Below are 14,824 nucleotides of genomic sequence, written 5' to 3'. Positions count from 1 at the left end.
CATAATTCCAAGATTAAAATCATCAAGTTCCGTCGAAATTTTGGCAAAGCCGCTGCCCTGCAGCATGGTTTCAAGCTCGCCAGCGGGGATGTGGTTTTCACTCTCGATGCGGACTTGCAAGACAATCCCGAAGAAATTCCCAAATTTCTTGCCAAACTGGATGAAGGCTGGGATTTGGTTTCCGGCTGGAAACAAAAACGCCGTGATCCGCTCCACAAAGTTATTCCCTCACGGTTTTTCAATTGGGTCACAGGCCGTGCTTTCAAGCTCAAACTTCGTGATTTCAATTCCGGCTATAAAGCCTATCGTGGTGAACTGGTGAAAGAAATGAATCTTTACGGTGAGATGCACCGCTATATTCCAGTTTTGGCAAATGCGCTGGGCTACCGCGTTACCGAAATCCCGGTCGAACATCGCAAGAGGGAATTTGGGCGCTCCAAATATGGCTTGGAGCGCTATTTGCGCGGTTTTTTTGATCTTCTCACCGTTAAAATGGTCACCCAATATGTGAAAAGTCCGCTCTATCTTTTTGGTCGGGTTGGGCTTGTTTCCGCCCTCTTGGGAACCGCCGTCATGATCTGGATGGCAGTGTTGAAGATATTTTATGGGGTTCCCATCTCAAACCGACTTCCCCTATTTTTGGGGATTACCCTCATCTTGGGAGGTTTACAGTTTCTGTCCCTGGGACTTATTTCGGAGCTGATTGTGAACCGGGTCAGCAGACTTGATGGCTTGCCCGTATCGGTTGAAAAGACTGTGAACATCACAGTGGAGGGGTCGCGTGAATCCGGCTGAGCGCCTTTTTTTGTCACGTTATGTAAGTGACCCCAAACGCAATTTGTTGCGCTTCAGCTTTTTGTTCATGATTCTGGGGATCGTGATTTCTGTGGGGATACTTTCCGCCGCATTGAACCTTTTCGAAGGCTATGAACGTGCTCTCAGATCGGTGTTGCTGGATTCCTTTGCCCACATTCGTGTGGTTTCAGCCGATGTGGATCCGCTTTCGGATACCCAAGCTTCAGACGTTTTAAACAGGCTTTCCAAGCTTCCCGAAGTTCGTTCGGCTGTGCCAGTTCTCAGTTCCAGCCTTTTGGCTCAAAACGGAGATAAAGCCCGCAGCGGCATGATGCAGGCGTATTCCTGGGAAAATGGAGACGAAAATATCTTTGCCAAATATGTGAAAAAAGGTTCGGCTGAACTGGCTCCGGGAAAAGTGATTTTGGGTCATTACCTTGCTCAGGATTTGGGACTCGCGTTGGGAGATACCGTCACAGTTTCCTTTCCCAGACTGGATCTCATCACACCTTTGGGCATGTATCCCAATCAGCGTCCGCTAAAAGTTACAGGGATATACAATTCTGGTTTTTATGAATATGATCGCAGCCTGCTGATTGGTGATTTGGAAGACCTTCGCGCCCTCACCGGAGTCAGCACCGGGTTTTCCAGCTTGGAACTGCGGCTTCACAATAAATTTGCGGATTCCGCTCCCACTTTGGCCCGTAAATACAATCAAATCCTGGGGCGTGAAGTTTACGCACTGCCTGTGATAAACACCAGTTTGTTGAGTTTGGTCAGGATGCAGAAGTGGCTGATATTCATAGTGTTCAGTTTTCTGGTGTTGATTGCCGGAATAAATGTCATCAGTGGTGTTTTGACCCTGATGCTGGATAAACGTGCCGAAATAGCTGTGCTGAAAGCTTTGGGTGCAAGTTCCAAGTCAGTGCGCAATATCCTGGCTTGGCAAGTTACCTTGGTTTGTCTGATTTCAGTGATTTTGGGTCAGCTTTTCGGGCTTCTGATTTCCTGGGGCATTGCAAATCAAAACATCTATAAACTTAAAGGTGAGGTTTATTTCATTGATCGTCTCGAGCTTTACGCCTCGCCATTGAACCAGGTTATCATTTTCGTGGTGGCCTCGTTTTTAATCTGGATTTGCATCCGCGCGCCTCTTCGCAGGATTAACCGTATGCGTATAATCGATCTTTTACGCAATCCCTAAAAGGAGATAGAATGATTTGCCTCGCCGGATATTCACTTTATAAAACCTATCAAGACAAAGGTCAGGACATCCGTGTGCTCATAGACACAAATTTGGAGGTTCAGCGTGGCGAATTTGTCTGCATCACGGGCAAATCCGGTTGCGGAAAAAGCACGCTGCTCCATATACTGGGACTTTTGGACGATCCCGACAGCGGTCGTGTGGTGGTAAATTCCGCCGAACTTTCCTCCCGACACGCAAGTGCACATAAAATCCGTAATCGCGATATCGGTTTTATCTTTCAATTTCATTACCTTTTGGAAGATCTCTCCGCCTTGGAAAATGTTGCTTTGCCCATGCTGATCGCTGGTGAAACCAAATCCAAGGCTTTCCAAGAGGCTGGCTCCCTGCTGAAGCGTCTCAACCTCGAGGACCGTGCCAACCACTATCCCAACCAGCTCAGTGGTGGAGAGCAACAGCGCATCGCTTTGGCGCGCGCCCTGATTAACAGTCCCAGCATCGTTTTGGCGGATGAACCCACCGGAAACCTGGACCCGCAACACAGCGCCGAGGTGTGGGAATTGATGTTCCGCCTGAATCGCGATCTGGAACAGACTTTTGTGATTGTCACGCACGATCGTGAACTGGCACGTCAAAGCCCAAAAACTTACGAGCTCAAGGGCGGAACTCTCATCTGAGAATTTATATGCGTCGACCCCGTCGTTTCTTAATCTTCATCTTGATCCTGCTGGGTATCAACACTTTGTTTTTTGTGTCCTGGTATGCTTTCGACGTGCAGGGCAGGGTGAAAAAGATTGTGGAACGTGAAGCGGGTAAAGCGCTTAAAGGTGACTTTGAAATTGGCTCCTTCAGCATCAGCGACCGCCAGATTTACGCTCAAAATATCGGTTTTGCCGCAAGGGATGGCTCTCTGAACTTCACCGCGGAAAATACCCGCGTGCGCTACAACCTTCTCCGTTTCATTTTTTCCGGGTTCAAGATTCGCAACCTCGCGAACTATGTGGAGATAGATCAGGCGGACATTCGCTTCCTGCTGATTCCCGATCCCAGCAAGCCAAAAAAGAAATTCGAATTCCCCGATCTTCTGCCTTTTTTTAACAATCTCAGAGTTACCAATTCGAGCTTTGCCATTGATGCCAAAATCCCTCTCACCATCGGTCAGGAGGGAACCTTGGAGTTTTCTGAAAAGTTTCACGATATCCAGCTAAGTCTTATCAACACGAAACTTTCCACTCTCAGTTTAAGCGCGCTTGGAGCAAAAAACGCGTCCTTGAACGTTGGGGCTGAACTGGACAAAGGCCGGCTTGTTTCATCCAAAATCGATTTGCGCGGATACAGCCCACAATACGTTAATCATCCCCAGTTCAGCAATCTCAGCGCTTCACTGGACCTCTCTGCCAAGCTTTCCCAGACACAAAAAGATTCGGAATTGGAACTTACGGCAGATCTGAGCCTGAAGGATTTTTCCGCCTTTGTGCTGGAACAATTTCCGCTCAGGATTCCCAGTCTGGATTTCAGCACCCAGGGCGGAAACTTCGATGCAATTCTCAGCCAGAGTACCTTGGGAACGAGCTCTGTGAAGGGTGAAATCCGCGGTTACGGATTACCTCAAAACCCTGTTTTTTCCCCCAGCCAGCTTGATCTGAAGTTGGATTTGGGCATGCTTGCTGCAGGTGTGGGCGGCAGCGTGAATGCCGGGTTGCTGGTTCAAGGCAGTCTGGACGAGCCCATCCTTGATCTGGTTGCCTATTCTGATCAGGTTCATTTCTCTGGGCAAAACGTTAAACAGATTGACCTGCGGGCAAATTACAGCTCCGACACGGTGGATCTGGATATTCGCAACGCCATCTGGGAAAACCAACGTGTGAGTTTGGATGGAATCTTTGGCGTGAAAAATCGAAAACTGACCGGAAAACTCCATACCAGCCCCATCAATCAAACTTACCAGGAGATGAAGGTCACAGCTTCTGCGGATTTGGAACTGAATTTTTATGAAGCTATTCCCGAAATTCGCGCCCAGATCATCAATTTGGATTTCGCCAAGGATGACATTCATTTATCCTCCTTACGGGGGCACGCAAACCTCTTTCCTCTCACCACCGAAACCAGCCAAAACCTCTATTTGGACCTGGCTTTATCCTCTCCGCTTGGCATCGATTTGGAACTGGTGGGCGATATCAGCGACGGGACCTATCTGCTGGATGCTGACCTGCGAAGTTTGGAACTTGCCCAAGCCTGGCCCCAAAAGACGATTGACCAATTCCATCCCTTCCTCAATGGTGAGATTTCCGCTTTTTTGACCGGCTCTAAAACAGTCTTTTCCGGTCTTCTGGGAATGGAACTGCAAAAAGGCATGAAAGTTAATGCCAATCTCGATCTCATCGGCGCATACGACCTTGCTTCCGAAGAAGGAAGCCTAAGCTTGAATATTCCAACCGGAAGCTTCAACAGCCGTCCTCTTACCTTGGAACTCGTGGCCATGATTAAAGAACGCTCTTTAAAACTAAATTCTTTCAGGCTGAATGGTCAGCACCTCGCCAAAGGAAATATCGATCTTTCCAAACCTGAGAACCTCGAGTTTGAAATTGCGCTCACCGACCTCAGCTCAGAGGAAATAAACGGCTATTTTCCCGATCTCAACCTCCCCGAGATCAATAGAGTCAGTGTCGCAGCCAAATATTCAAATCAAGAAAATGAACTTCTGGATGCCATTTTTAGCGTTGGGGAACTCAAATTCTCTGGTTTGAAGCCCCTTTCGGCGATTCTTTCGCTGAAGGGGGATGCACAACACGCTGATATTCGTGGTGGAATCAGCAACGAAAATAAACAGTTGGTTTCCTTGGCAGGCGATGCCATCTTGGCGGAAAGCTGGAATTTGCGGCTCAACGCCTTGACCTCAAATCTGGATATGGGCGATTTGATGTATTCTCCCCTGGCTGAGGGCTCCGTTTCTGGAAATGTTGGAATTGTGGTTAGCGATGCGCTAAGCCCACAAAGGAATATAACTTACGACGCCCGCCTGATGTCAAACAACTTTAATATCCCCAGTGTGGCTACTTTTGATGAAGTTTTGGTGTCCCTCGCCCAAACTGATAACTTGCTCATCGTGGAAAGCCTCGATGTAAAAACCAACCAATTCGGAACCCTAACAGGCTCTGGCGCTTTGGATTACAACATCTTTACAAACAAAGTGTTCGATGGCGACCATACTCTGGACCTTCAGGCTGAGGGTTTGTTGTTTGAATGGTTGGATAATAATTTTGAATATGTGCGTGATGCCAGCGGTAAAGCCAGCTTGGTCTGTTCTCTGCGGGCTTTGGAAGAACAGCTCACGGTGCAAAGCGGGAAGCTGCTGGTCAGTGATGGGCGCTTGGTTTTGGATGAACAGCCTGAAGATATCAGGGATATCGTCATTGATGCCGACATCGTGAACAACCAGGTGTTTTTCAACACGATAAGCGCCCAAATGGGCAATGGAATTCTGACTGCCAAAAACCGTTTTGAAGACGACAGCGGCTCTCATTTCAAGCTTGGGATGTTGGATCTGGGCACCTTTCTTGTGAAAGTTGACGAGCCTGGCGCTCTGCTCTACGTTCCCGAGATTACCACTTCTCGCAGCAAATCCAGAGTGGTTTTGCGTGGGCAAAATGCTGATTATGCCACCATTCATGGGCCTTTTGAAGATATGCGCATTGTGGCTGAGATACTGGTGAATGATGCAAATATAGTCTATCCTCTCAAAACAGGAAACCTCTTGAACCTCATCTATAGCCTGCGCGGTAGCATTGTTCCAGTCCCCCAAAGCGATCGTGAATCCATCCCGATGCCCTTCACCCTGGATCTGCTTGCCATAGCTCAGGAAAACGTGAAATATGCCACCTATCCCACAAATTTCCTGCTCACGCCTGGCGGATATATGCGCATCCACTACAATGGTCAAAAATGGCTGCCTCAAGAATCCAGCTTAACTTCCGAACAGGGAAACATGGATTTCTTTGGCACAAAATTCACCATGGAGCAGTTGGATTTCAATATCAGTGGAAGCCAAAAAGTGATAACCATAAATGGCTCCCTCACGCATGAAAGCGCTGATGGAACCCTCATCACCTTAAAAGTGGATACAGACATGGAGGAACCACAGGAATCCATTCTCAAACGTGTTCGTTTCAGCCTGGACAGCGACAATCCGGACGATCGTTCCATCGCCAGCATTTTGGGCAGAATGCGCTATAGTGCCAGTTCGGAACAGCTTTCAGCCACCCAGCAGGGAAACATTCTGCAGGATGAAGCGCTCAGTCTCATCAGCGAAAACCTGAACACATCCATCCTTTCGCCAATATTGTACCCTCTGGAAAACAATATCCGTCGTTTGCTGAAGCTGGATGATTTCAGCGTCCGTGCTGGTTTTATCCAAAATCTGTTCATGGAATACTCCACAGATCCGAACAAGCTGGTGGACTACACGGATATGAATCATTTCATGAAGAATATATCCCAGTTCAGCTCCTCCATCCTGCTGAACAATCTCTCCATTCGAGCCAGTAAATATCTGGGTCGCAAGTTTTTCCTGGATTACAATCTCACACTCCAGGAAGCAACCAATCTGCAAAACCAAACCGAGATAGTGGTTTCACACGACAGCTCCCTCCGTTGGTATTTGCCCCACCAATTCCGCCTTGCCTACAATCTGAAATATGAACCTAGCCAGGCGCAGATTTCCCACGGTTTAATGCTCCAGCGCTCCTTCAAATTTTGGGGAATCTAATAAATGCTTTGACAAAATTCCGGCTTTGGAAATTGTGAAAAAAAAGATGAATGTCTGGGAGGATAAAATGTCCGATACACAGAAAAACGATAAAAAAATTGAAACGCCCAAACCGGCTTCAAAACCAGTGTCCAAGCCGGATTCGGCGCCCGCCCCAAAAAAGGTGGCGGCCCGCCTTGGCCTCATCGAGATTCTTATTTTTCTGCTGATTGCCGGTGTAATCTTCATTTTCGCGTTTGGAATGAAGCAAATGCAGAAGGAAAAAGCCCAGGAAGCCGCTTTGCTCGCTAAATTTGAAACAGTATTTCCCCATTTTGAGGAAATCGCCAGCAAGGCCAAAATCCTGAAGCAACAAGACGATTTTGGAGATTGGCCTCCAAATCTTGAATTCATTGATGACCCCAAGAAATTCAACACCGAAGAATTCAAATTCGAATGGTCCGAAGATGGAAAGGTTGTAATGACCACCACCGAAAAATTCGGTCGCGAAGGAATCGTTGTCACATACGATGTGGAAGCTGATTCCTATTCCATCGACGATCCCGACCCAACTGCCAAGCCCACTATCAAATATAGTTGGGTGGAATAACAACTTATTTTTTTGCCACAAGGCATCAAAGCCTACCTCAACAGGGTGGGCTTTTTTGGGTGGGAGAAAATCTGGAAAACTCCACTGCAAATGCTGGCCACACAATTGATGTGTTTTTTGTTTTCGTTGGACTGACCCTCCCTTTATTCCAGTTTTTGATCCAACCGAAACAAACTTAATGTAAGATTTGGTGCCTCGTAAGCTTCCATATAACAATGCAATACCTGTCTCGTAAACCCTTTTTAAACATCATTCCTGACAAGGCGTGCAGATTTATCTTGACAATTTATATCGATATAAAATTATCGACTTCAGATAGCAATATTCAGCGCACAAGGAGACGTAAATGGAAGCCATACCGCTTTTAACGCTAAGGCGGCTGCCCCAATATCTGGAAGCCTTGAAACAGTTCAAGGGTGAAGGCCTGACCATGGTATCTGCCACCAAAATCGCAGAACTCACCGGCGTTCACATGACACAGGTGCGCCGGGACCTGGCCTATACCAAAGTGGTGGGCACGCCCAAGGTCGGACACAACATCCAGGATTTGATCCGAGCCATTGAACTCACCTTGAATTGGGACGATCTGTCTTCTTGTTTTCTGGTTGGCGCAGGCCATCTGGGCAAGGCTATTATGGGCTACAGCGGACTGGAAAAACGTGGTTTACGAATTCTGGCAGCTTTCGACAACGATACCGAATTGGTGGGAACTGTTTTCAACAAGATCAGGATTCACCCTCTGGAAAAATTGGGTAACCTTATTTCGCGCATTCATGTTCACATCGGAATTATTACTGTACCGGCATCTGAAGCACAGGGCGTTTGCGACGTAATGGTGGAAAATGGGGTTATGGCGATCTGGAATTTCAGTTCCGCCATTCTGAATGTTCCGGAAGATGTGATCGTGGAAAACATCGATATGAGCGCGTCTCTTGCTGTTCTTTCCCGCCGTGTGGCGGAGCGCCGTCCAAACGGCAACCTTGAAAATGCAAATTCAAAAAATAAAAAATAAAAAACAGGGGTAAAAATGAGTACACAGAACTCTGCAGCACACAGCTTTAACAAAGTGATGGAGATCATTGATCGCTACGAACGCAGCGAAACAAAGATCATCCCCATCCTGCAGGCGGTTCAGGAAGAATATCGCTACCTGCCTCAGGAAGTGCTCACTTTCATTGCCACTTCTCTGGGAGTTTCTCCCGCCAGATTGTATGGAGTGGCGACTTTTTACAGCCATTTTTCCTTGGAGCCCAAGGGAAAACACATTTTGAAAATGTGCGACGGCACAGCCTGCCACGTTAGAGGATCTTCCGCGGTTATCGACGCTATCCGCAAGCGCTTGAGCCTCACAGACAAAAAAATCACCACCGACGACATGATGTACACCTTTGAAACGGTTTCCTGCCTGGGCGCCTGCGGGCTTGCTCCGGTGCTGGTGGTGGACGACGAAGTACATGGTCAGATCACGCCCGATGAGGCCATGGCCATTTTGGACAAAATCGACGCAGAGGAGAAGGAAAATGCCTAACTTGGAACAGATCAGGGAAAGATACAACGATGCGCGCGCGTTGTGCAAAAAACGCATCATTGTTTGTGCCGGAACAGGTTGCATCGCGAATGGTTCGCTCAAGGTTTTCGAAGCGATTAAAAACGCCATCGCTCTGTCTGGAATGGAGGTGACCGTTTCGCTGAAAAGCGAAGATCCCAAAGAGCATAAACACCACGACGTATATATGATCGGCAGCGGCTGCCAGGGATTTTGCCAGGTTGGTCCGCTGGTGATGATCGAACCCAACGGGATCATGTATGGCCATGTGAAGCCAAGTGACGCCGAAGAAATTGTTTCCCGCTCCGTGGCAAAGGACGAGGTGATCGAGCGCCTGCTCTATCAGGATCCTCTCACCGGCAAAGGCTACAAAGGTCCCGAAGAAATCCCTTTTTACACCAAACAATCCCGCACCGGGCTCAAGGATTGCGGAAACGTTGACCCTCAAAATATCAATGAATACATCGCCCACGGTGGCTATTTCGCCGCACGCGACGCTTTCACCAAATACAGTCCTGAGGAACTATGCAAGTTATACCAGGACAGCGGCTTGCGCGGACGTGGCGGTGGCGGATTTTCCACCGGTATGAAATGGAATTTTGCCCGCATAGCCGAGGGCGAGAAAAAATATGTGGTTTGCAATGGCGACGAGGGTGACCCCGGCGCATTCATGGACCGCTCCATTTTGGAAGGAAACCCCCACAGCGTGATTGAAGGCATGTTGATTGCCGCGCGCGCGGTTGGTGCTGATGAAGGTTATGTGTATGTGCGCATGGAATATCCGCTTGCTTGCTCTCGCATCCGCAAAGCCATCAAAGTGGCCAATGAAATGGGCATTTTGGGTGACGATGTATTTGGATCCGGCCAGAGCTTCCACATCCAAGTGATGGAAGGCGCCGGAGCCTTCGTTTGCGGCGAGGAAACCGCTCTGCTTTCTTCCATAGAAGGAAAACGCGGTATGCCAAACCCCAAGCCTCCCTTCCCAGCCCAAAAAGGTCTTTTTGGCAAACCAACCGTGATCAACAACGTGGAAACCCTTGCCCTCGTTCCGATTGTGATGCAGAAAGGACCGGAAAATTATCGTAAAATCGGAACCGTCAAATCCCCCGGCACCAAAACATTCGCCCTCACAGGCCACGTGGCAAACACTGGTCTTATCGAAGTTCCCTTCGGAACCACCATTCGCGAAATCGTGTTTGAGATTGGCGGCGGAGTTTTGGATAAAGACGGAAAAATCAATAACGACGCCTTCAAGGCTGTCCAGATTGGCGGTCCCAGTGGAGGCTGTCTCACTCGCGAACACCTTGATCTGCCTCTTGATTTCGACTCCCTTGGCTCAATCGGCGCCATGGTGGGCTCCGGTGGAATGGTGGTGATGAACGACAGCACCTGCATGGTGGAAACCGCCCGCTATTTCATGACCTTCACCCAACACGAATCCTGTGGAAAATGCGTCCCCTGCCGTGAAGGAACCCGCCAGATGCTGGAAATGCTGGAAGACATCACCAAGGGTGAAGCCACCGAGGCAACACTTGAATTGCTTGAAGAAACTGGAAGAACTGTTAAACTCACTTCGCTATGCGGACTGGGAAAATCAGCTCCCAACCCCGTGCTTTCCACCCTGCGCTATTTCCGCGACGAATATGAAGCACACGTTAAAGCTAAATATTGCCCTACAAAGAATTGCAAAGCCTTAACCCCCATTTCCATCGATCCCGAAATCTGTGTGGGCTGCACGCTTTGCAAACGCGTCTGTCCTGTTGGTGCCATTTCTGGCGAAGTGAAAAAACCCCACAAGATCGACCCCATGATCTGCATCAAATGTGGCGCTTGCATCAGCGCCTGTAAATTTAAAGCCATCAGCTAAGAGGAAAAATAAATGGAAAAACTCGTATATATAAACGATCGTCCGGTGGTCTGGGAAGGTGAAACCAACGTTCTTGACCTTGCCCGCAAGGCCCATATCGACATTCCCACGTTTTGCTATCACAGCGACCTGAGCTTATATGGCGCCTGCCGTCTCTGCATGGTGGAAGTGGAAGGCAGGGGTCTGGTCACATCCTGTTCCACAGAGCCTTTTGAAGGAATGAGGGTCAAGACCCACACCCAACAGATTCTTCAGCTTCGCAAAACCATCGTGGAAATGCTTTTGGCAAACCACGACCAGGAATGCCCAAAATGCAGCCGTGCCAACGATTGCAAATTGCGCGATCTTTCAAACAGACTCAGCATTGATGAGGTTCGCTATCGCAGAACCCGTGATTTCAAGCCCATGGATTTGGGCAGCGAATGTCTGATCAGGGATCCCAATAAATGCGTTCTCTGCGGAGATTGCGTGCGCTTCTGCGATGAAATTCAAGGCATCGGCGTGATTGACTTTGCCCGGCGCGGACAAGATGTGAATGTGGCCGCGGCTTATGGCAAGAGCCTGCAACAGGTGGATTGTGTGAATTGCGGCCAGTGTGCCGCTGTCTGTCCCACTGGAGCCATCGTTGTAAAACCGCATATCGACAAGGTTTGGGAAGCGATTTACGATCCCCAGAAGACCGTGGTCGCTCAGATTGCTCCTGCGGTGCGTGTGGCTTTGGGCGAAATGTTCAATCTCCCTCCCAGCGAACTGAACATGGGTAAACTCGTGGCTGCTCTGCGCGTGATTGGTTTTGATCAGGTCTATGACACTGCTTTCGCCGCCGACCTCACCGTGGTTGAGGAAGCCACAGAATTTATCAATCGCAAATCCAACGGCGGCAAATTGCCGATCTTCACTTCCTGCTGTCCCGCTTGGGTGAAATATGCTGAGCATAACTATCCTTCACTGTTGGAGAACCTTTCCAGCTGTCAATCTCCCCAACAAATGTTCGGCTCGATCGCCAAAGAGGTTCTGCCCGAAAAGTTGAATGTGAAAAAAGAAGACCTCGTTGTGGTTTCAATCATGCCTTGCACCGCCAAGAAATATGAGTGCAAACGCCCGGAATTTATCCATGACGGCATTGCCGATGTGGATTGGGCCATCACCACTCAGGAAATCGGCCGTATGATCAAGGAAGCGGGCATCGATTTTGCCAGTCTGGAACCTGAATCCATGGACCTGCCTCTGGGCTTTGCCACAGGCGCTGGAGTTATCTTTGGCAATAGTGGCGGTGTTTCGGAAGCCGTGCTGCGCTATGCTGCCGATAAATTTGGCATCCCCGTTCCGGAAAACATTGTGCTTCAAGAAGTTCGCGGTGCGTCCGGTATGCGTGAAGCCATTTTGGCAGACGGAAACCTCAAGATGGCTGTGGTGCATGGCCTCAGAAATGCCCAGGAATTGTGCGACAAAATCATTGCTGGCGAAGCGGAATACGACATCGTGGAAGTGATGGCTTGCCCGGGTGGCTGCACAGGTGGCGCGGGTCAACCCATAGTTCACAGCAGAAAACAGCGTCACAAACGCACAGAACAACTGTATCACGCGGACAAAGTGATGACCTTGCACCGTGCCCAGGATAACCCCTTTATCCAGGAACTCTATCAGTCGCTTTTGGAAGAGCCGAACAGCGACAAGTCTCATCACCTGCTGCACACAGCTTACAAACACCGCAAGCGCATCGACGATGACGAACTCAGCCTCAGCACAGGCGAAGGGGAAGACCGCTGCAAGATCCGCGTTTGCGTGGGAACTTCCTGCTACCTCAGAGGATCCCAGGATATCCTGGCAAAAACCCTTCAGATGGTGGAAGAAAACGCCTGGGGCAATTATTTCGACATTGCCGCCACTTTCTGCAGTGAAAAATGTGACAAAGGCCCCAACGTCTCGGTGGGAGAAACCGTGATCCACAAAGCGGAACTTGCTCAGATCAAGGAACTCATCACCAAGGAAGCCCAAAGAAGAGTAAAATGAAGAAGATACTGATTTGCATGGGAAGCTCCTGTTTCGCCCGTGAAAACCGGGAAAACCTGCAGATTATCGAAGAATTCCTGCGATCTCACGGGATTAGCGACTCCGTTCGCATCGAGGGTTCCCTGTGCATGGGAAATTGTGCTCAGGGACCAAACATCACGATAAATGGCAACGAATATCACGAAGTGAAAAGTGACGAATTGCCCCAAATACTGACCAAAGAACTGGTGGATATATGAATAAGCCGATCTACACCGAAAAAGCCGAATGCCAGGATTGCTACAAATGTGTACGTGAATGCCCCGTGAAGGCGATTATGGTGATTGATGGCAGCGCTCAGGTCATCACCGAAGCTTGCATCCTCTGCGGGCGCTGCACCGAAGTGTGCCCCGTGGGAGCCAAAAAGATTCGCGACGACTTGGGTGGCGCCATGGAACTGCTGATGCAAAAAAAGGAAGTGTATGTTTCACTGGCCCCAACCTTTAGAACCGAATTTGCCGGACTCGACCCCGGTAAGTTGATCGCAGCCATCAAAAGCCTCGGTTTCGCCGGTGTGTCGGAAACAGCCTTGGGAGCGCAGGAGGTTTCAGCCTCCTGCGCCAGGCTCCTTTCCCAGGGTGAAAATCCCATCCTCATCTCTTCCGCCTGCCCCAGCGTGGTCCACCTTATAGAGCAATATTACCCGGATTTTGTGCAATTCATCACCCCTGTGGTTTCGCCTCTGCAGGCCCATTCAAAGATGCTCAGAGAAGCCATATCACAAGATGTCGGCATCGTGTTCATCGGTCCCTGCATTGCCAAAAAGAACGAATCCCCAAACAGTTTCGACGTGGCTCTCACCTTCACCGATCTCAGACGTTGGTTCAACCTCAGCAACATAGATTGGAGCGCGCTGGACGCAAATCAAAACTTCACCCTCGGTGCTGCCGAAGAAGGCGGGCTCTATCCCATCGATGGCGGAATGATTGATGGCATAAAGTTTTACAACCCTCCTGAAAACACGCAGTATATGGCGTTTTCCGGGGTGAAAGACATCGTCGAAGCGCTCGACGAACTGGATGTGGATAGTTTCGATTGCCCAGTTTTCATCGAAACTCTCGCTTGCGCTGGTGGTTGCGTGAATGGTCCCGGAGTAAGCAAACGCGGATCCACAGCCATCAAACGCCACAAAATCCAGAGGCTCACACCCTCCGCCCCCGATTCCCGTGAAAATTTCCAGATTGACCTCAAAAAGAAATTCCGCAGCCGCGAAATTAAACAACAAGCCCACACGAAGGCCGAAATTGCCGCCGCGCTGCTCAAAATTGGCAAAAAACGCGGTGAAGACGAACTCAACTGCGGCGGATGCGGATACGATACCTGTAAGGAATTCGCGGCTGCCCTCATCGAGGAAAAGGCCGAGCCCGCCATGTGCGTATCCTACCTGCGCAAATTGGCCCAAAATAAAGCCTCCGCGCTCATCAAAGCGATGCCATCCGGGGTGGTGATTGTGGATGAAAACCTTCGCATAATCGAATCCAACCACCGTTTTGCCGAACTGGCTGGAACAGATGCCTGCATTGTGTCTGAAGCCAACCCAGATCTCGAAGGCGCCTTCCTGGATCGCATCATAAACTTCAGCGATCTTTTTGCCAAAGCTCTCACCGAGGGAACCGAGGTGAAAGTTCAGGACATCCGCCACAACGGAAGAATCATCCGCCTCACCCTGTTTTCCATCCAAAAACACCACGTCCTTGGCGGAGTTCTTCAAGACATCACCGAACCCGTCATCCAACAAGAGCAAATCATCGAGAAGGCAAACGAAGTGATGCGCAAAAACCTTTCCACAGTCCAGCAAATCGCCTTCCTTTTGGGTGAAAACGCAGCCGACAGTGAAGTGCTCCTTTCATCCATCGTTAAAAGTTTTGGAACCAAGAAAGGGGAAAAGGATTGATCTCCATGCAATATGTCCTCGAAGCCGATTACTACCAAAATTGCAAATACGGCTACCAATCCTGCGGAGACAGCTTTTACAGCATGAAAAACGAGGATGGCATCATCTGCGT

11 protein-coding genes are annotated in these 14,824 nt (G+C 49.3%); all 11 read left to right on the top strand.

The features are described from left to right. Positions 1–795: glycosyltransferase family 2 protein (locus GX135_06040; protein NLN85646.1), on the top strand; the 795-nt coding region annotated here is incomplete at its 5' end. A gap of 67 nt (positions 796–862) precedes the next feature. After that, positions 863–1,999 (top strand): ABC transporter permease, encoded by a 1,137-nt coding sequence (locus tag GX135_06035; protein NLN85645.1) that lies wholly within the window; start codon positions 863–865, stop codon positions 1,997–1,999. 11 nt (positions 2,000–2,010) lie between these two features. Further along, positions 2,011–2,676, top strand: a complete 666-nt coding sequence (locus GX135_06030; protein ID NLN85644.1) for an ABC transporter ATP-binding protein — start codon at positions 2,011–2,013, stop codon at positions 2,674–2,676. 8 nt (positions 2,677–2,684) lie between these two features. After that, positions 2,685–6,764, top strand: coding sequence for a hypothetical protein (locus GX135_06025; protein NLN85643.1), 4,080 nt, complete (start codon positions 2,685–2,687; stop codon positions 6,762–6,764). Positions 6,765–6,831: 67 nt separating this feature from the next. Next, on the top strand, positions 6,832–7,353 hold the full coding sequence (locus GX135_06020) for a hypothetical protein (protein ID NLN85642.1): 522 nt from the start codon (positions 6,832–6,834) through the stop codon (positions 7,351–7,353). Positions 7,354–7,699: 346 nt separating this feature from the next. Further along, a complete protein-coding gene (locus GX135_06015) occupies positions 7,700–8,365 on the top strand; it encodes a redox-sensing transcriptional repressor Rex (protein NLN85641.1) in 666 nt (221 codons plus the stop codon). Between the two features lie 15 nt (positions 8,366–8,380). Further along, positions 8,381–8,881 (top strand): NADH-quinone oxidoreductase subunit NuoE, encoded by a 501-nt coding sequence (gene nuoE, locus GX135_06010; protein ID NLN85640.1) that lies wholly within the window; start codon positions 8,381–8,383, stop codon positions 8,879–8,881. Then, positions 8,874–10,766 carry an NADH-quinone oxidoreductase subunit NuoF gene (locus GX135_06005; protein NLN85639.1) on the top strand — a complete coding sequence of 631 codons (1,893 nt, stop codon included), beginning with the start codon at positions 8,874–8,876 and terminating at the stop codon, positions 10,764–10,766. Before nuoE ends, GX135_06005 begins: the two co-directional genes overlap by 8 nt. A gap of 12 nt (positions 10,767–10,778) precedes the next feature. Next, the gene (locus GX135_06000; GenBank protein NLN85638.1) at positions 10,779–12,779 is read left to right on the top strand and encodes a 2Fe-2S iron-sulfur cluster binding domain-containing protein; all 2,001 of its coding nucleotides are present in this window, start codon (positions 10,779–10,781) and stop codon (positions 12,777–12,779) included. Then, positions 12,776–13,018: a (2Fe-2S) ferredoxin domain-containing protein gene (locus GX135_05995; protein ID NLN85637.1), complete on the top strand. Its 243-nt coding sequence runs from the start codon at positions 12,776–12,778 to the stop codon at positions 13,016–13,018. The genes GX135_06000 and GX135_05995 overlap by 4 nt, the downstream gene beginning before the upstream one ends. Further along, positions 13,015–14,712 carry a 4Fe-4S binding protein gene (locus GX135_05990; GenBank protein ID NLN85636.1) on the top strand — a complete coding sequence of 566 codons (1,698 nt, stop codon included), beginning with the start codon at positions 13,015–13,017 and terminating at the stop codon, positions 14,710–14,712. The genes GX135_05995 and GX135_05990 overlap by 4 nt, the downstream gene beginning before the upstream one ends. Positions 14,713–14,824 lie beyond the last annotated feature (112 nt).

It is taken from the genome of Candidatus Cloacimonadota bacterium, assembly GCA_012522635.1.
Lineage (GTDB): Bacteria > Cloacimonadota > Cloacimonadia > Cloacimonadales > Cloacimonadaceae > Syntrophosphaera.
This window is presented reverse-complemented; position numbering and strand designations above follow the sequence as displayed.